Origin of the sequence: Halalkaliarchaeum desulfuricum (genome assembly GCF_002952775.1) — an archaeon.
In the GTDB taxonomy this organism is placed as follows: domain Archaea; phylum Halobacteriota; class Halobacteria; order Halobacteriales; family Haloferacaceae; genus Halalkaliarchaeum; species Halalkaliarchaeum desulfuricum.
In genome coordinates, this window is the sequence record NZ_CP025066.1 from 2,202,448 (window position 1) to 2,220,434 (window position 17,987).

Consider the following 17,987-nt stretch of genomic DNA (forward strand, 5'->3'; position numbering starts at 1 on the left):
CGGTCGTCGTTGCTCACGAACGTGTCCCCTCCCGGGACGTGCGCGCTGCCGACGACAGGTTCAACGGTGAGAGATCCAGGTTGGTGGCGACGAGGGCGGCGGCAGCGTCGTATGGGTCCGACACGCCCGCGTCGTGGTCGTCGACTTCGGGTGGACGACGGCCGGCGGCGTCGAAGGCCGCCTCGAGAAAGCCACGCCGTGCGAGTTCGTTTTCGAACAGCCCGTGGAGATACGTGCCGAGCACGGTGCCCACTGACACGCTCGTCGGGCCGATCGGGCGATCGACCTCGTCCGTCGGGGCAGCTGTCTTCTGTCCGAGTTCGGTTTGGCCCATGTGGATCTCGTAGCCAGAGACGGTCCCGGTCGCACCGCCGAGAGCCGCCGTCGGTGCGAGCGTACGTTCGACGGGTTCGACCTGTTTGTCGGTCGAAAACCGGGTCTCGACGGGGAGCCGGCCGATCCCCTCGACCTCGCTCTCGCCGCCGGTTCCCTCCAGGTCGGCGTTCAGGATGCGCTCGCCGAGCTGCTGGTAGCCGCCACAGAGCCCGACGATCGGTCCCTCGAAATCGTCGATCTCCGCGACCATGCCGGCCTCCCGTAGTGCGAGCAGGTCATCGACGGTGTTTTTCGTTCCCGAGAGCACGAGGGCGTCGACGTCGTCCAGTGACGCGTCAAGTGGGAGGTACACCACGCGGACGCCGGGCTCGCGGGCGAGTGGCTCGAGGTCGGTCATGTTCGAGGCCCGGGGGAGCCGCGGGACGCCGATCCGCACGGTTCGGTCGTCGGGAACGCCGTCGTCGTCGCCGATGACAGCGCGTTCGCCGACCGCCGGCAGGGAGACGCTGTCCTCCTCGGGGAGTCCGGGGTCGTCGTAGGGCAGGACGCCGAGGACTGGCACGCCGGTGCGTTCCTCCAGTTCATCGATCGCCGGTTCCAGGATCTCCCGGTCGCCCCGGAACTTGCTGATCACGACGCCAGCGACCCGGTTTGTGACGTCCTCGGGAGCGAGTTCGAGGGTGCCGACGACGCTCGCGAACGCGCCGCCGCGTTCGATGTCGGCCACCAGCACTACGTCGGCGTCGGCAAAGCGCGCGGTTTCGACGTTCGCGAGGTCGCGATCGCGCAGGTTGGGCTCGCCGACGCTGCCGGCACCCTCGGCGACGATCACCTCGTGATCGGCGACCAGCCGCTCGTGGGCTCGTTTGGCCGCCTCGAGTGCGTGCTCCCAGTAGTCGCTGTAGTACTCTCCGGCCGCGAGCGTCGCGACCGCGTCGCCGTCAACGATCAACTGGGAGGAACCTTCGGCGTGGGGTTTCAAAAGGACGGGGTTGTGATCAGTCGTCGGATGGATCCGGGCGGCGTGCGCCTGAACGTACTGGGAGATCCCGATCTCGCCGAAGGCGTTCCCGCCACCTTCCGGGGCTCGGGTAGCCTTCGCCTTCGGGACCGCACGCGCGTTGTTCGACATGTTCTGGGCCTTGTACGGCGCGACGTCGAACCCGCGATCCGCGAGATGACGACAGAGGCCAGCGACGACGGTGCTTTTGCCGACGTGTGACGCCGTGCCGGCAACGAGGATCGTTCGGGTCACTTGTCCATCCATCTGTCGTGATCCGTCAAGAACGTACGGGATCCACGGCGACCGGCTCGGTACTTGCTTCGGGTGGTTATCGTCCCATGCGTGCAGCCTGCCGGGCGAGTTCGATGTCGTGGGACGGGTTCCGGGTGACGCTTGGGCCGTGTCCGACGTGCATCTCGGTGACGTCGTCTCCGACGAGTGCGTGGATTCGGTCGATGCTCTGGGTCAGTGTCTGACGGTCGCCCTCCGCGAGGTCAGTCCGGCCGAACCCGCCGTTCTGGAACACCAGATCGCCGGCAAAGAGGATCCCCGGGCCAGGGGCGTAAAAGCAGAGATGATCGTTCTTGTGTCCCGGCGTGTGGACCGCGAGGTAGTCGTGATCGCCCAGTTGGATGGTTTCCTCGTCTTCGATCCGATTGTCGGTGGCGGGCTGGTCGGTGTCGAACCCCCAGGTCTCGACGTCGAACGCCCCCTTCACCTCCGGGACGTTGCCGACGTGATCTGGATGGGTGTGGGTGAGCACGACGGCGTCGAGCGTCGCCGATCGGTTCCTGTCGCCCCCGGCGGCAGCGTCGTCGGGTAGCTCCTCGAGTTCTCGACGGATTCGGGGGACGATATCGAAGTTGGCGCCGGTGTCGACGAGCACGGTCCGGTCGCCCACCACGAGGAACGTGTTGCTCGTAAACGCCTGCACGCCGGCCGCCAGGTTGCGGATCATGGTTCCCTCTACGGGGGGTTGGTAGTTCAATGATCTGTATCTATTTGTACCTGGGCCCGGTCGTCTCCATCGACAACCGAGCCATGCAACAGTACCTCGATCTCGTCGAAGACGCGCTCGCAACCGGCACGTACAAGCCGAACCGGACCGGCGTCGACACGATCGCATCGTTCAGCCAGCACTACACGATCGACCTCTCTGCGGGATTCCCGCTGCTCACGACCAAGAAACTCGACGGCTTCCGCTGGAACTCCTTGATTCACGAAGTCCTGTGGTACCTCTCGGGAGAAGAGCACGTCCGAAACCTCTCGGAGGAAACCGGGATCTGGGACGCCTGGGCCGACGAGAACGGAACCCTCGACACCGCCTACGGCCGATTCTGGCGGCGATACCCCGTTCCAGCGGATTCGGGCCAGCTCCCGGGGGAGTCGTGGCCGGACGACAACAACCCGTGGATCACCGTCGAAGCGGAGTCAGTGGAGGGCGACGACGGAGGCGACGATCAGGGCGTCCGCCGAACGTTCGATCAGATCCAGTACGTGCTGGATGGGCTCCGTGAGGATCCCCATTCCCGGCGCTACGTGGTCAACGCGTGGCACCCCGCCAACGCGGCGGTGTCGACGCTTCCGCCGTGTCACTACACGTTCGTCCTCAACGTTCAGGGTGGGAAGCTTCACTGTCAGCTGATGCAACGATCCGGCGACATCGCACTGGGGATTCCCTTCAATATTGCCGCCTACTCGCTGCTCGCGAACGCGATCGCCCAGCGCACCGAGTTCGAGCTCGGCGAGTTCGGCCACACGATCGTCGACGCCCACGTCTACTGCGGGCAGGGCGATCGCGGGGAGTGGTACGCCGAGAACCTGCCGGCACTGCAGCGACGCCTCGCGGACGTCGACCGGGCGGCCGACTACGCGGACGTCAAGGTGTGGGTCGAGTCGGAAGCGCCCGCGGAACCCCCCGATGAGGAGGGGTACGATCACGTTCCCGGGCTGCTCGAACAGCTCACCCGCGAGCCGAACGCACGCCCGGAGATCGATATCGCGAACAAACCACTCGACGAATTGACCTTCGAGGACGTGACCCTTCGGGGGTACGACCCGGAACCGGGCATCGAGTTCGCGGTCGCAGAATGACGACGTTCACGCTGATCGCCGCGGTGGCGGAAAACGGCGTCATCGGCGACGGGGGCGGGATCCCGTGGGAGCATCCCGAGGACCTCCGGCGGTTCAAGCGCCTCACGACCGGTCATCCGGTGGTGCTTGGCCGGCGGACCTACGAGGGGATCGAAGCCAGGCTCGGCGGACCGCTTCCCGACCGGCGAAACGTCGTCCTCTCGCGATCGAATCCGGACGTCCCCGCAGAGGTGCTCGTCGCCGAGTCGATCGAGGAGGCGGTCGACATCGCCGAGGCGGCGGCCGACGAGATGGGCGTCTCGGAGGTGTACGTCGCCGGCGGGGAGACGATCTACGAGGCGTTCCTTCCGCGGGCCGACCGCATGGAGTTGACCGAAATCCACGAGGCTCACGAGGGAGATACCCGGTTCCCGTCGTGGGAGCGCGACGAATGGACGGAGGTCGAACGGGACGATCGGGAGGACCTCTCGTTCGTGACGTACGAACGGCGGTCGTAGACGGCAGCGTTTCACCTCAGAGACGCCCTGGAGGACTGGCAGGTGTCGTGCCGATTCGCGAGGCTTTTTCACCGCGGCAGCCATAGCCATCTTCGATGACCGAACAGACGGCCGGATCACTGTCGTCGAGAATCCAGGAGGACGGACGATGAGAGGCAACGACCAGCAGGCGTACGACCGCGGTACGTCGCTTTTCTCGCCCGACGGGCGGATCTACCAGGTCGAGTACGCCCGCGAGGCGGTCTCGCGTGGCGCGCCGAGCGTCGGGATCCGGACACCCGAAGGCGTCGTGCTGGCAGCGCTGGCACAGCCCTCCTCGGAGCTGATGGAGGCCGAGAGCATCGAGAAGCTCCACAAGCTGGACGATCACGTGGGGACGACGAACGCCGGCCACGTGGCCGACGCGCGGAACCTGATCGACTACGCGCGACGGTTCGCCCAGGGGAACCAGCTGCGATACGGCGAGCCGGTCGGTGTCGAGGCGCTGACGAAACACGTCACCGACTACATCCAGGAGAACACCCAGATGGGCGGCACTCGGCCGTTCGGGGCTGCCCTCTTGATCGGCGGGATCGAGGACGGCAACCCGCGGCTGTTCAGCGCCGACCCCTCGGGGACACCCCACGAGTGGCGAGCGACCGTTATCGGCGCCGACAGAAGTGAGATTCAGTCGCTCCTCGAAGACGAGTGGGACGAGGAACTCACGCTCGAAGACGGGATCGAACTTGCGGTTCGGGCGCTGCAGGTCCGCTCCGAGGAACTCGAAGCCGAGCACGTGAACCTGGTAACAGTGACGCCCGAGGAGGGCTACCGCCAGTGTCCCGTCGAGGACGTCCAAGACGTGCTCGATCGGATCCTGGAGGACGACGGCGAAGGCGACGAGGAAGACGGCGAAGGCGACGAAGACGAAGCTAGCGACGACACCGAGGAGTAACCGGCCCGTTCCGCCGACTGCGATGATTTTACGCCCCCGGGAGGCGACCCGTGGGTATGCACCTTCTGTATGGCGGCCACGTGGCCGACGCGTCGGGAACGAGGCGTGCCGACGTCGCGATCGAGGACGGACGAATATCCGCGATCGGCACGAAAGACCCCGCACTCGATGAAGAAAACGCCGAGACTGTAACGGACGTCTCCGGCGGGTATATCGCGCCGGGACTGATCGACAGCCACGTCCACCTGCCGATGGACGGCCGTCCGGACGTCGAGGAGTACCTCGATGACACGGCGTACATGGCCTCCTACCGCACGGCCGAGAACCTGCAGACAGCGCTTTCGGCGGGCGTTACCACGGCACGGGATCTCGGGTCGCGGGATACGTTGGCGATCGACGCCGCCGCGGCCGTCGCGGAGGGAACGGTCGATGGGCCGACGGTGGTGCCCGCAGGCGAAAACGTCGTAATGACTGGCGGTCACGGCTACTGGTTCGGCCGGGAGGCCGACGGTCCGGCCGAGGTGCGGAAGGCCGTCCGCGAGCAGCTCAAGGCCGGCGCCGAGGTGATCAAGTGCATGGCAACCGGCGGCGTGTTGACCAGCGGCGCCCGGACCGGCGCGCCGGAGTTGACTCCCGACGAACTCGAGGCACTCGTCGAGACGGCGAGTGCGAAGGGCGTACCGACGGCGGCCCACGCCCACGGCGACCGCGGGATCGAAAACGCGGTCCAGGCTGGGATCACAAGCATCGAGCATGGGACGTTTATGAGCCGCGGGACGGCGGAGTTGATGGCCGATCGGGGAACATATTGGGTGCCGACCGCGAGCGCCCTGCGGGGGATCGTCGAGCATGGCGTCGAGTCGGGAATCCCCGGGGAGGCAGTCGAGAAGGCCGAAAAGGCGGCCGAGGCGTTCGGGACCGCATTCGAGAACGCGCTGTCTGCGGGCGTCCGGGTGGCGATGGGGACCGACGCCGGGACCCCGTTCAACTTCTTCGGTGACATTCCGAGGGAGCTTTCATACATGGTCGAGTACGGGATGAGCCCCGAGACGACACTGGAGGCGGCGACTGTCAACGCCGCAGAGCTGCTTGGACTGGAGGACGTCGGTCGCGTGGAGTCGGGGTATCGGGCCAATCTGGTGGTGCTCGAAGCGGATCCGAACGCGGATGCGACGGCGTGGCAGTCCCCGACGGAAGTTTATAAAAGCGGGTCGAAGGTCCGGTGAGGTGCGAGCGGGGTCAGATCGCGGTGGAACGAAGGTGACTGACCGCACGGCGGCGGCGAAACGGAAGCGTTTTAGGGGTCACATCGCTACTCGCTATTGCGTTCGAGAGAACGTGGACGCTCCGATAGTGTAGTCCGGCCAATCATATTGCCCTCTCGAGGCAATGACCGGGGTTCGAATCCCCGTCGGAGCACTTCACCCCGTCGCCTTCTTTTGGTTTTCGGTCGTGACTAACCCGAGGTAAACGTATGTTCGAAGGCAATACGATTCGACGGGACGTATCGACCCCGACGCTTGCAGGCGATTCACGTCTCAAGCGTGAAATAAAAGGCATCGAAACTCGACGGGAAAATTCCGGTTGTGTCTGGCGATCGCCCAAATTCGTGGGCAATCACCCGGGTTCCCGAACGGAGGGTCGCCAATGACTCCTGCTGCCGGGAACTCCGACCAGTTCGACGAGATCACCGTCATCACCGAACCAGTTCGCAACCAACTCACCGACCGGCAGCTCCTCGATTACCGAACCGAGCGGGAGGACTGTCTGGACTGGCTGTTGACGTTTGGGAAAAACCCGGAGAAAGCCGAGGGATACGCGGTAACGACGGTGTCGAACCGTGCGTATCGCATGGACCAGTTCTACAGGTGGGTGTGGCAGGAAACCGACGGCTATACGTCGACCATTACGATCGATCACGCCGACACGTACCTCAAACACCTTGCCCGGCAGGATACGACGAACGAGCACAAGGACACGTGTCGGAAGGCGTTGATGATGCTGTACAAGTGGCGCCACCACGAGCGGGGTGGTGATCCTTGGGAGCCATCCATCACGTTCACGCGGCGGAACCAGACGACCACACCCCGCGATTACCTGATGCAAGCGGAACGTCGGAAGGTGCGGGAGGCTGCACTCGAATACGGCAGTATCCCGAGTTTCGATAGCGTCCACGGGGAGAAACGCGAGCGGTGGAAGCGGTACCTCGCACAGCGGTGGGAAAAGCCGAAATCAGAACTCTCGCGAGACGATTGGGAACGCGCGAACAATTGGAAGATCGCGTCACTTACGTGGGCGAGTCTCGACGCCGCTTTGCGTCCGATCGAAGTCGAGCGAGCGAAAACCTCGTGGGTGGATACGGAAAACGGCGTGCTTCGAATCCCGCGAGAAGACGCATCGAAGAATTCCGAACCCTGGGTCGTCGGCCTGAAGACCCAGACGAGCAAGATGCTCGATCGGTGGGAAACCCAACGCGACACTATCGCGCAGTACGACGACACGGATTCCCTGTGGTTGACTCGTGAGGGAAACCCGTACGGGTCGGCCGCGTTACGAACGGTGCTTCACCGGTTGTGCGACATCGCCGGGATCGATATCGAAAACCGGAAAATGAGTTGGTACTCGATACGTCACTCAACTGGGACGTACATGGCTCGAGAAGAAGATTTGGCAGCTGCGCAGTCTCAACTCAGGCATCTCGACCCGAAAAGCACCATGAAATATGACCAGGTACCTGTCGAAAATCGGAAAAATGCGTTAGATAGAATGGGATGAGTGGCCTACCGATTTCCGACTGAAAGCCCGTGGAATGACGGTGAATACCGCTCCTCTGGGTGACGTCACTCGTCGATGTCCTCGAGGATTTTTCTGGTGATGTCGACCCGGCCTTTTGTGGTATCCGGGATTTCCGCATCGACGTGCGCGGTGGAGTCACTGGTCGGCGTCACAACGTCTGTCGACCCGATACTAGTGAAGTCGCCCGTCACTGTCTCAGTCGATTGGCGATCGCCCGGTTCGGCATACGGATCGTATTCGGGGTCTGCAGCGGATTTATTTGCTTTCTCGTGGGTTGTATTGACGCGTTTGACGAGTTTCGGCACTGGCGTCTTGTCGTAGCCTTTCGTCGATTTCTCGAGTAAGTGCCGGAGTTGGTCGTTCGCTTCCGAGAGGTCTCCTTCTTCTTTGACGTTAGTGCCCATGGTGTACCGGATACTGTACCACTTGATCTCCCTCCCGTCGGTCGGGATGTCGGCTTCCTCACAGAGTCGTCGAATCAGGTAGCACAGGTTCCCGGAATCGTACGGGTTGCCGCGTTGATTGAGCCACAGGTTCGACGTGTCGTCGTATTTGCTGAGTTGCTTGCGTTTTTCGAGCCAGGTTTCCAAGGCGCCTGCGCTCACGTCGGCGAGTACCGCGGTTTCTTTTTCCCGCTGCTTGCAGGCGATTTCACGTGGAATGGTCAGCGTTTGCTTGTGCGGGTCGTACCAGTCCGGTTGTGCTTGCGCGATCTCGACCGGCGTTAACCCGGCGTCATACCCGACGGTGACTAGCGAGTATATGTGTGTGCTGCGGTCGGCGCGACGCCACTCCGCCGGGCCGATCTCCGCTTTCGGGATGCCGAGTTGTTGGGCGACGCGTGCGGAGAGTCGATCACGCCTGTCCGGTGGTGTTTCCTGGTACTCCGGCAGTGCCGTGTACGTCTCGGCTGCCTTGAACAACCGACCTAGTTCGTCGTATTCTAACCTATACGGTTTCGTCGGTCTGTTGTCTTTGAACTTTACTGGTGGGTCCCATTCGTGTTCTCGGTGGCCTGCATCGAGTCGCCAGTTGAAGTACGCTCGTATCGAATTGGAATTCTTGCGCTTGGATGACTCATCGTATGGGTCGCCGTTCCGCTTGGTGATTTCGTCACGGTCGAGAGCGTGGATGTATTCGTCTGCTTGGTGGCCGGTGATTGGCAATGGATCGTCTGGGTCGTTCGTTTCGAGGATGCGTCGGTGGATGCGATCGACTCGTTTCACGTAGTTCTTGGCAGTGCGTTCCTGGAGGGGTTTGTGGCGATTCGGGTTTTTCCCTTTTGTCACCAGCCATCGATAAAAACTGTCGTAAGCGGCTTGCACTGTCTGTGCGTCAGTTCCGACGTTGGCTGCGAGTTTGTCCGTGATTTCGACCTCGTGTTCGGTTCGTGTCATGAGAGGGAGGGGAACAGGCATATGAGCGATTTACTTAAAAACCCTCGTCAGTCAGGCAGTTGCGTAGCCGGTGATATCCATTAACGATTGGTCTGTCAGCCTCTCTATGGAGTTGTGCCTGGAGGGGTGTCGACGAGTAGGTACGCGTGAGGTTCGCCAGTTACGGGACGCTCGTCGCTGTCATCCATGGATTGCAGGGGGCGAATAACACTGATGCAGTTTTAGGGTCTCAGCCGAAATCCTGGTTGGGAGTTGTCCAGAATGGTCGCTCTCGGTGAGTGTCGTCGAACCGAAACGGCAGGGTAGGTACCTCCAATCAATCGCTGAAAATTCCTTCTTGAGAGGTCTGGACGTACTCATTGCCTCGAGAGGGCATCATGCCCCTCGCGGGTTCGCACCCGACCTCGCCGCATCTCTTGGTGCTGTCGCCCTCGGTTTCGGCCGTGTATCCTAATAATCTGCTTCGAGACACATAAAAGTCCCAGATAATTGCCTGCGCGGTCATTTCGACCCAACAGGATCACCGTCTGTCGGACCATTCACCAGGTTCAGTACTGCCTCAACGAGTATTGCTCAGTGTTCTCACCGCCACGTTCAGATTCCCGTTCGCTCACGCCGACGAGAATTCCCTATCGGACGCCACACTCCAGTCAGTCAGTCAGTCGATTCGTTCAGGTCGATCGGCGGGTTGAGTCTGAGTTCCGTCGTGATCGGATACGCTCTGTGCGTCGTCTCGAACACCAGTGTATTTGCTGCATCAATAGCGAGGGAGAACCACGCGGCGCGCGATTTTACTGCTTCGTACATCGTTAGTAACCGATTGATGTCGTAGGACACGCTACAGACTCCGGCATCGTAGGCGTTGAGTTGCGGCTCTGACACCCAGTGTTCCATGCTGTCTACGTCCCCAACAGCGGAGAAACACACGACTGGGTCGTCATGACGCGTTTCGATTGTCAGTGCATTGCCGCAGAGATTGGCAGCGCGGAGACTCCGGGCGAGCGGTGTCGAATCCATCGGGAATATTGCCTCGACACGATGTTCTGGAGTGTCATCTGAGTCGTCGCGAGTTCTCACGCTTGCCTCGGCATATGGGTAACACCTATATTGCGAATCGGTTGTCTCAACCGTAACTCGCTCCGTTACGGGCGGTCCAGTAACCGTGGTCGGGTCGCTCGCTTCCAAGATCTCCAAAAACGAGGACAGCGTCTGAATCTGTGTGCCTACTGCACCCTCCTGCGCGGACTCGGGTTCGTCATCTATGGCGACTGTGGCGGTGACACTCGCCGTTCGATCAGGCGTCAGGCCAGTGATGACGAGTTCGGTTTCTCTCCGAATGAACAATGCTTCGTTGATGATCTCTGATATCGGTTGGAGCGCGTCACGTAACGGTGCTGCCTGCAGTGTCACTTTCATGGACCGACCACCTCCAAGTCCTGCTTGAATCCGATATCTCGAACTGCGGTCAGCAGTTCCTGACCAGTGACCGTAAGCGGCAGTTTGTATCGGGGCGAGGGCGCGTTGTTGACGAGCGATCGCCAGTTCAGAAACATCGCTGCGATGTTAATGATGTAAATCCGGACCAGTTCGTCATCTGATCCTGACTCGGGTAGGAAGCCACGTTTCAATGCCCGAATGAGCGTTTCGATAGCCCATCGATCACTATAAACGTCGGCAACGTCTACGGCGTCGTGTTCGGTTACGCTCAAGTACGATATATAGACTATGTGAGAACTGATGTCTCTCGCAAGAGAGTTGTCTACATTATGCGCAGCTCCGGTGAACTGTGCGAGTGTCTGCTGGTTACCCGCATCTTGAGTAGTGGTTGGTTTTGGATCCTGCTCTTTCGGCACGATAAAAGCGTTCGGATTTGGCGTCGCACTCGTCAGGTCCACATCAGGTTCTGTATTCGGTTGTCCGTCCGGTGTCGGCCCAATAAGCTCCTTTTTTACCTTCTCATAGTTTTGGGCTTTGACGATCAGGCCCGGACAGTCGTGCTCGTAGACCGTTTCGATGATGTCCCCGTCGTAGAACTCCTTGTCGAAGAGGGCGTAGTTGATGTCGATAAACCGGGTCGCACGATCTAACGACTCTTTGAACGCGGCTGCATACTGGTCTTTGCTCTCGACGAGATTAACTCCAAAACAAACTGGGGCGTCCGTATTCACAGTCGCCATTACCGCATACTTCCATGCCGGAACGGAATCGTTCACTGGGTATGCCCGGCCAATCGTGTGCGGGTTCTTCCCGCCCCACCACAACTCGTCGGTCGTGTCTCCCGCAATATCAACCGTGCCATCACCGAACAGTCCGTGCGAATCGAATCGCTCCAATACTGAGGAGTGAACGGCATCGAACTGGTCTTCGATTTCAGCTTTCCCCAGTGAATTAGCGTAGGCTGAATCCCCTCGTAGTAACTCCGTAACGGTGTGCCCGCTCGGAACGGTGTCCTCGTCGTACAGGTACGCAGCTGTTGTTGAGCCGTTGGTGAGCCCGACCGTTTGCAGCGCGGAGTGTGCGAAGGCTGCGATGATCTGTTCGAGTTCGTACTCGACTTCGCCGATACGGTTGAACGTGAGGTGCTGTGTTGCATCACCGACCAAGATGCGTGCCCAGTTCCGCACGGCCTCTCGGCGAATGCTCGGGGAAACCCAGTTTTCTGACACAGTCATTTCGGTATCGAGCCCCCAACACTTGGCGATTTCCGGGGGAAGGGGGTATTCTCGCCACACGGCGTGCACCGCCTGTTTCGCAGCTTCTGCGATCAGTTCGGTGAGTCCTCCATCACGCATCGTGTTCTCGCGCCGGTACAGCGTTGGGATGCTCGGAAGCGGTTCGACTCCGAGTCGTTCGAGGGTCTGGGTCCGTGACTCTAGGTGTTCGTACAGTTTGGGGATCGAATCCATTCCCCATGCCTCGTGGAGGAGATACGCGTAAATGTAAAATGGTTCGACCTCCGCCTCAGGGACGGTGACACCGACGCTGTTGAGCGCTCGATCTGCGACTTGGAGGAGTTTGGCGTCGAACGCCTCGGGGGTGAGCGTGTCTCGATCGTTCGCGGAGTGGTTGTATGCAGCGAGTTGCGCGTTCAAGTACCTCCGCTCGTCTAGATCGTGACTGTCAGTGGTTGGATGGGTGAGCGTGACAGTCCCTCCATCTATCGGGTCAGTTTCCGGAGCCTCTTGTGTGGATTGGTGACCGCTTGCGTCTGAATTCACAGTCTCCTCATCGTCATTTTCATCGTCTTCCCCACCGTCGTCCTCTTTCATTGAGAAGGTTTTATCGATACTGTAGGATCCATTGGATCCGAGGTCACGGCTGTAGCTATCCTCGTGATTGATTACCACCTCCGCTTTTCGAGATGACATGTTTGTAGTTGAAATTATCTATTACTAATGTAAATAACCTCGCCCAGGAAGCGTGATAATATAATGGAGTGTTCTAAGTTACATTAAGGACGTGATTTCCTCCACTTCCTAATTGATAGCATCCAACCGCAGTCATGCGAATTTACTAGCTCAATTGTCCTATTGCAACGAACATCTAATCGTTTATTTCTCTTAAAGTACGGATGATAATTACAAGTAGACGAAACCAATTAGAATTTCCAACTGTGTTCTCAGAAACTTGGGGGGGTGGACAGACAACGACGGTGTGAAGTGCAATTGTCAGGCCACGAAAATCGGTGACAGTTGCATCCGGGACTGGTGAGTTGGTCGAATAGGGACCGGACGACGGGTACGTACATTTCGATTTGCGATGAGAAGTTTTGGTAGTTGAGTAGTCAGACTAGATTCCACGATCCAACGTATGAGAAACGGCCACCAGAGAATCTCCAGACCATAACTAGAGGTGCAGAACCCATATTGCTCTGAGGAACATTGATGCGGTAATGGACGAATCGGTCTCGACACAGAACCAGTCCCGCATCTATACGGCTCCACGAACGGAGGTTTCGCAGAACCAGGGCAAGTTCCGAATTCACTTCAATTTTCCCGGCCGGGCAGTCCCCAACCACGACGACCACGGCTACGGTCCGCTCGCAACTGTCGTCGAGTCATTCATGGATCCGGGAACGTTGATCCGGATGCACCAACACCGCAACGAGGAGATCATCTCGTGGGTGCCCGACAGCGTGATGCGCCACGATGATCGCCAGGGTAACGAGTTGGTTACCGATCCCAATCACCTGATGGTGATGAACGCCGGCAGCGGTTTCTGGCATGCCGAGGAAACGTTATCGGACGACCCGCCGCTACGGATGCTCCAAATCTTTGTCCGGCCGTACAGCCTCGCTCTCGAACCGGGGATCCAGCACGAACAGATTCCGGATTCCGTCGCGAACGAGTGGCGGCATCTGTTCGGACCCGAAGGAACTGACGCTCCGCTATTCGTCCGCAACGATGTCGAATTCTACGACTGCTACCTCGATTCCGGGGCCACGATCAGGCTCCCGTCTCGATCCGATTGGGACACCTACCTGTACGTCTTTGAAGGAGCAGTCGAGGTTGATGAGGAGTCCGTTGAGTACACCGAGAGCGCACTCGTGATCGGCGACGACAACGTGCCAATCACGGCAACCGAGGACGCTATCATCGTCGCGTTCATTATTAACCCCGACGCCCCGATCACGTGTCAGGGTACGATCGGCCGCTGAGACATCGGCGAACGGGACGCCAGTGGTGTTTTTGTTCCCTATGAGAGATTGGGGCTTCATCGAACACTTCCACAGTCACGAAATTTTCGTGAGTCAAGGTAATAGCGGTGACCGGTGAGTAGGAACTGGAGGTTGAAGGGAACGAATCGAGCGAGACCGGTTTCTTGGAACCTTTCCGCGTCGATCTTCGTCTCGGCGCGGGCGAGTAATTCGTCGTAGTCCTCCCAGAGGATCCTTCCCTTTTGGGCGCCGGCTTCGAGCCGTTGGCGGTGAAGATGGTGTGCGAACTCACGTGCGAATTCTTGGAGACGGTCGAAATCGGCGTTGAAGTTATCGCGGCGATCGTCCGTGCCGACGAGTCCACGTCTACCCACCAGCAGAGAGTCAATACAGACACCTAAAACAGAAATAATTCAGCATACCATAGATATATATCGCTTTCGGGCGGGTTAATTCCGGCGGTTGTGGCGGAGTTGTCGGATTCATCCCCACCGTGAACGCCTGTCTCTTACCCATAACTCAAACTCACCGAGAAAAATTAACCAAATTGAGACTGAGATAATCAAATCAATCAGGAAAATAGTACTTCTGAGGCACACTCACAGAATTCGAGGTGTAGGCAGGTTGGAAGGTTTGAGGAAGGTCTAAATCCACGATGAGTTTCGCTGAATGAGCGACCCGGCGCTCATTCAGCACCGAGTTCGTAGCCTTCTGCCCACATGCGGAGCTTCTGAAGCCCTTTCCACATCGTCTGCCAACCGGGAGGAGGATCCGAACCGCGATCTAGATACCCGCCTAACTTCGCTACATGTACCGCGTAGGCTTTCCCGCTTTGGCCGCGCAGTTCTGGAAATTTCGTTTCCAGAACGGCGCGCTCAGCCTCGCTTAACAAGACCTCTGGAGCAACCGAATCTTCTCCGCGAGCTAGCTCTCGTAACTCCAAAACCTTCCACGCAATCACTGAGTACACACTCAACAAGACCTCCATCCGCTCCCACGTCTGGAGTTGCCGATCTTCGATCTCACAGCCACTCTTCAGTACTTTGTGCCACTCTTCGATCCGCCAGCGAAGGCCGTAATACTCGATAACGGTTAGGATATCGTCGAACGTGTCGACCGATTCAGTGGTGAGTAACACCCACTGAATCGGCTCGTCAGCCTCGCTCACTTCATCCACCCTCACCACATTCACTTCGATGGATCCTTGTTGATCCGGATTATTTCGCGGTGCGCACAACTTACAGGTTCCTGCGGTGATTGAGACTTCGGCTGTTCTGGCTTCTCGTCCACCTCCCTGTTGAATCTCAATGGAGTGGCGACCTCGCTCGACGAGGTCGCTACTCCAATCGAAGAGTTTCCCAGCCTCGCCGCTCTCTGTCAAGATGCGTCGATTCTGATTGGCTCGAACGACGAAACCAGCGGTGGCGCTCTCTTTGCTTAGCTCCTCGTACAACGAGAATGCATCCCCGCCTCGGTCATGGACAAAGATCGGATGCACGTCTTCGGGAAGCCACTCGGCGGCCTCCTTATCACCACGCAACCACTTTTCATGCTCATTCTCAAGGAGAATTGGGTCGTCTCTGCCGTTTGTGCTGTAGGTGGCACTTGCCTGTTGGTCCTCGACCAGCACCTGCTGGTCGATGACCCCCGTCATCTGCTGAGTGTCTGGACGGATACCAACTGACGTGTGTAATTTGACGCCTTCTACGTCGATATCTGCGGAACTAATATCGCCAAGACCGTCCTTGGCTGGGTGGCGAGGAAAGGTGAGATATGTCGTGTCGGAGACGACCAACAGCTCGTCTCCGCCACTCACCCGTGATCGCTGTGCCTGCTTGTGAGCAGAGAGAATCTCGCTCGGTTCCACACTCTCATTATCGCAAAATCGGTATGTAGCCTTTGTGGACGCCCAGTCCTCACAGGCTGCGGGGATGGACTCGGCAGGTGAACTGCCGAGTTCATCCCCAAGTTGAACCAGTCGATCAGTCAGACGCTTATCTCCAAACTCCGCTGAACGGAACTCTGCACGAATCCATCCCGAGACATCCATGTCACACAGCTGTCCATCCTCATTGAGATCTGGTCTCCAACTCCGTGAACAACGCCCCATCTTCCAGTCTCAGTTCGTTAACTCCGCCGTTAGAACTTGTGGGTAAGAGACAGGTCTCGGAGGCGGATAAACAGCGTTATCATCTCTCGCCCATGTCGTCAATATTCTACGAATCGTGCATGTTTAGGAACGGCCCTCACCCAGTAGAGAACATGCGAAAGGATATCCTGCTTCTGGATTTTACCCGTCAGCCAGATGAAGAACTAGAGGTTGAGGCACAAACCACGGTTGGATATCTAAAAGAGATCAAAAAGCAACTTGAGCGAACAGTTGAATGGGGACAGCCGTGTGTCAGCTTGGAAATTGCCAGAAATCCAAAGATGGTTGGTCGAATCGGTGCTCATGTAGCCGGGGATGACTATGAAAAGATTTCGGGGGGTAAGTTGGGTCCTTCTCATACATCATTTACTAAGGTGGAAGCAGAACGGATCAAAGTACAACTCCAACTTGACCGGAAGCAATTGATCGAACTGGCTACGATCAATAACTTTGACACGGGCAAAGACCCACATCGTTGGACAACTACCATCCCTCACGAAGCTGCGGACAGGATAATTGAACAGATTGAGCAGTTGTAATTCATGCTCTATTGAAAACGACAGACAGCGACGGGATTATACCGTAACAGTTTGAGAGAACGAGGTCGAGAAGTCGATTATGGCAGTCGCGCTCCTCAACCTCGTTGAGAAAGCACTACGTGTAGCCAAACAAGCTTTGGGAAATCACGCGGGGAAGCCCGAATCCGGCGGGCTTCCCCGCGAGGCCCACATCGTTGCCCACTGTATTCGCAAGGAAGAGGGACATACCTTCACCGAACTCGTTGATCGGATCGGGCTGATGCCAGAGGTATGTGACCGCCTTGGCATCCACCCCGAAGCGTTACCTGACCCAACCACGTTCTACCACTCAGTAGATCGATACGCGATGTATGTGTGGCGGGCGTTGCTGCGCGTTTCAGCGCAGCAACTCCGCCAGTCTGGACACATCGCCTTGGACAGCACGTTCTTCGAACGTGACCAAGCCTCTCAGTACTACCTTCAACGACAGAATCGGACAGTCACAACGATCAAAGCGACGACACTAACCGATACAGAGTCACTGGTAGTGCTGGACGTACATTGCTGTATCGAGCGGGAGCATGATACTAAGGCTGGCCCGCGGGTCGTAGTGGCTGACAATGGCTTCCAGGACTGGCACACCGAATACGAGTTGTCCGCGTACGATCTCGACTATTGTGTCCATCACCGTGGATCGAAACCGATGGCTGTGGCACACAATGCGCTCAACCGGGCGAACGGGTACGAGCAGCGATGGATGGCAGAAACCTCCTACTCAACTACGAAGCGAACGCAAGCCTCCGCCTTGCGTTCGCGGTTCTGGTACCGACAGTTCCGTGAAGTTGTCCTCATGTTTGCTCTCCACAACATCAAAAAGACCGTTGAGAAGTTATGATCCTATCGCCGTACCGCATTTTCAATAGAGCAAAATTATCCTGTCGCAAGCGACTGATCCTGAATAACGTCACTCCCGAGTTGCCGCTCTATCAGTCCAAACACGGTGTCCAGAGAAATCGCAAGTAGGGCACCGGGAATTGCACCAGCTAGAATTTGAGGTGTGTTGAACAGGTCGATGCCGCTGATAACCCACACTCCGAGACCTCCACCTCCGATGAATACTGCGAGATATGCGGTACCGACGGTAATAACAACGCTCGTACGTATTCCTGCAAAGATTACGGGAATTGCTAGTGGTATCTGTATTTTTCGGAGGATCTCGTTTCTTGTCATACCCATTCCTTTGGCCGCTTCAATAGTACTTTCATCGACCTGCTCTAAACCGGCGATCGTGTTCGTGAGGATTGGCAAAATAGCATAGACAAATAGCGCAATGATGGCAGAGTTGAATCCGAGGCCGAAAATCGGGAACGCCAATGCGATAACGGCGAGTGTTGGAACCGTCTGCGCGACGTTCCCGGCAGAGCGGATGTATGTTCGGAGCCATTCGTACCTCACAGCGATAATTCCGAACGGAACAGCCACCGCGATCGCCGCCAATTCCGAGACAAGAACGAGGATTAGGTGCTCTTGCAGGAGACCCAGAAACGTGTCGAAATTTTCTATCAAATATATTATCCCTTCAATAAATACATTGTTTTCTGACATA

Annotated in this window: 15 protein-coding genes, 1 tRNA gene and 1 pseudogene; 9 read left to right on the forward strand and 8 right to left on the reverse strand. The window is 58.3% G+C overall.

What is annotated here, in order from left to right; all coding sequences use genetic code 11:
- Positions 1-13: 13 nt before the first annotated feature.
- Positions 14-1,603, reverse strand: coding sequence for a cobyric acid synthase (locus AArcSl_RS11075; RefSeq protein WP_119819050.1), 1,590 nt, complete (start codon positions 1,601-1,603; stop codon positions 14-16).
- Between the two features lie 64 nt (positions 1,604-1,667).
- Entirely contained in the window at positions 1,668-2,297 is a 630-nt protein-coding gene (locus tag AArcSl_RS11080; protein WP_119819053.1) for an MBL fold metallo-hydrolase, read from the reverse strand.
- A gap of 83 nt (positions 2,298-2,380) precedes the next feature.
- Between AArcSl_RS11080 and thyA the strand changes: the two genes are divergently transcribed.
- The 6 genes from thyA to AArcSl_RS11110 all read left to right on the forward strand — a co-directional run bounded on the left by thyA (position 2,381) and on the right by AArcSl_RS11110 (position 7,639).
- Positions 2,381-3,433, forward strand: a complete 1,053-nt coding sequence (gene thyA, locus AArcSl_RS11085; RefSeq protein ID WP_119821932.1) for a thymidylate synthase — start codon at positions 2,381-2,383, stop codon at positions 3,431-3,433.
- Entirely contained in the window at positions 3,430-3,930 is a 501-nt protein-coding gene (locus AArcSl_RS11090; RefSeq protein WP_119819056.1) for a dihydrofolate reductase, read from the forward strand. The genes thyA and AArcSl_RS11090 overlap by 4 nt, the downstream gene beginning before the upstream one ends.
- A gap of 148 nt (positions 3,931-4,078) precedes the next feature.
- Positions 4,079-4,864: an archaeal proteasome endopeptidase complex subunit alpha gene (psmA, locus tag AArcSl_RS11095; protein WP_119819059.1), complete on the forward strand. Its 786-nt coding sequence runs from the start codon at positions 4,079-4,081 to the stop codon at positions 4,862-4,864.
- A 56-nt stretch (positions 4,865-4,920) separates the two neighbouring features.
- Complete coding sequence (locus tag AArcSl_RS11100) at positions 4,921-6,090, forward strand: metal-dependent hydrolase family protein (RefSeq protein ID WP_193588463.1); 1,170 nt, start codon at positions 4,921-4,923, stop codon at positions 6,088-6,090.
- A gap of 118 nt (positions 6,091-6,208) precedes the next feature.
- Positions 6,209-6,283 (forward strand) — tRNA-Glu (locus tag AArcSl_RS11105).
- Positions 6,284-6,511: 228 nt separating this feature from the next.
- The gene (locus AArcSl_RS11110; protein ID WP_119819062.1) at positions 6,512-7,639 is read left to right on the forward strand and encodes a tyrosine-type recombinase/integrase; all 1,128 of its coding nucleotides are present in this window, start codon (positions 6,512-6,514) and stop codon (positions 7,637-7,639) included.
- Between the two features lie 65 nt (positions 7,640-7,704).
- Here the strand turns inward: AArcSl_RS11110 and AArcSl_RS11115 are convergent, their stop codons facing one another.
- The 3 genes from AArcSl_RS11115 to AArcSl_RS11125 form a co-directional block, all read right to left on the reverse strand.
- Positions 7,705-9,057 carry a tyrosine-type recombinase/integrase gene (locus tag AArcSl_RS11115; protein ID WP_217563443.1) on the reverse strand — a complete coding sequence of 451 codons (1,353 nt, stop codon included), beginning with the start codon at positions 9,055-9,057 and terminating at the stop codon, positions 7,705-7,707.
- Between the two features lie 654 nt (positions 9,058-9,711).
- Positions 9,712-10,473: a beta clamp domain-containing protein gene (locus AArcSl_RS11120; RefSeq protein WP_119819065.1), complete on the reverse strand. Its 762-nt coding sequence runs from the start codon at positions 10,471-10,473 to the stop codon at positions 9,712-9,714.
- Positions 10,470-12,425 carry a transposase gene (locus AArcSl_RS11125; protein ID WP_119819068.1) on the reverse strand — a complete coding sequence of 652 codons (1,956 nt, stop codon included), beginning with the start codon at positions 12,423-12,425 and terminating at the stop codon, positions 10,470-10,472. Before AArcSl_RS11125 ends, AArcSl_RS11120 begins: the two co-directional genes overlap by 4 nt.
- 524 nt (positions 12,426-12,949) lie before the next feature.
- Here AArcSl_RS11125 and AArcSl_RS11130 point away from each other — a divergent pair.
- Entirely contained in the window at positions 12,950-13,714 is a 765-nt protein-coding gene (locus tag AArcSl_RS11130) for a pirin family protein (protein WP_119819071.1), read from the forward strand.
- Positions 13,715-13,797: 83 nt separating this feature from the next.
- On the opposite strand, the pseudogene AArcSl_RS17405 reads toward AArcSl_RS11130, so the two are convergent.
- Positions 13,798-14,079 (reverse strand): annotated as a pseudogene (locus tag AArcSl_RS17405) (transcriptional regulator TrmB); the annotation flags it as partial.
- Positions 14,080-14,399: 320 nt separating this feature from the next.
- Positions 14,400-15,824, reverse strand: a complete 1,425-nt coding sequence (locus tag AArcSl_RS11140) for an IS4 family transposase (RefSeq protein ID WP_119818534.1) — start codon at positions 15,822-15,824, stop codon at positions 14,400-14,402.
- Positions 15,825-15,976: 152 nt separating this feature from the next.
- Here AArcSl_RS11140 and AArcSl_RS11145 point away from each other — a divergent pair, with 152 nt between their 5' ends.
- Together AArcSl_RS11145 and AArcSl_RS11150 are read left to right on the forward strand one after the other, a co-directional pair.
- Positions 15,977-16,402, forward strand: coding sequence for a hypothetical protein (locus AArcSl_RS11145; protein WP_119819073.1), 426 nt, complete (start codon positions 15,977-15,979; stop codon positions 16,400-16,402).
- Between the two features lie 79 nt (positions 16,403-16,481).
- A complete protein-coding gene (locus tag AArcSl_RS11150) occupies positions 16,482-17,276 on the forward strand; it encodes a transposase (RefSeq protein ID WP_119819076.1) in 795 nt (264 codons plus the stop codon).
- A 35-nt stretch (positions 17,277-17,311) separates the two neighbouring features.
- Here AArcSl_RS11150 and AArcSl_RS11155 read toward each other — a convergent pair whose 3' ends face one another.
- Positions 17,312-17,986 carry an ABC transporter permease gene (locus AArcSl_RS11155; protein WP_119819079.1) on the reverse strand — a complete coding sequence of 225 codons (675 nt, stop codon included), beginning with the start codon at positions 17,984-17,986 and terminating at the stop codon, positions 17,312-17,314.
- Position 17,987 lies beyond the last annotated feature (1 nt).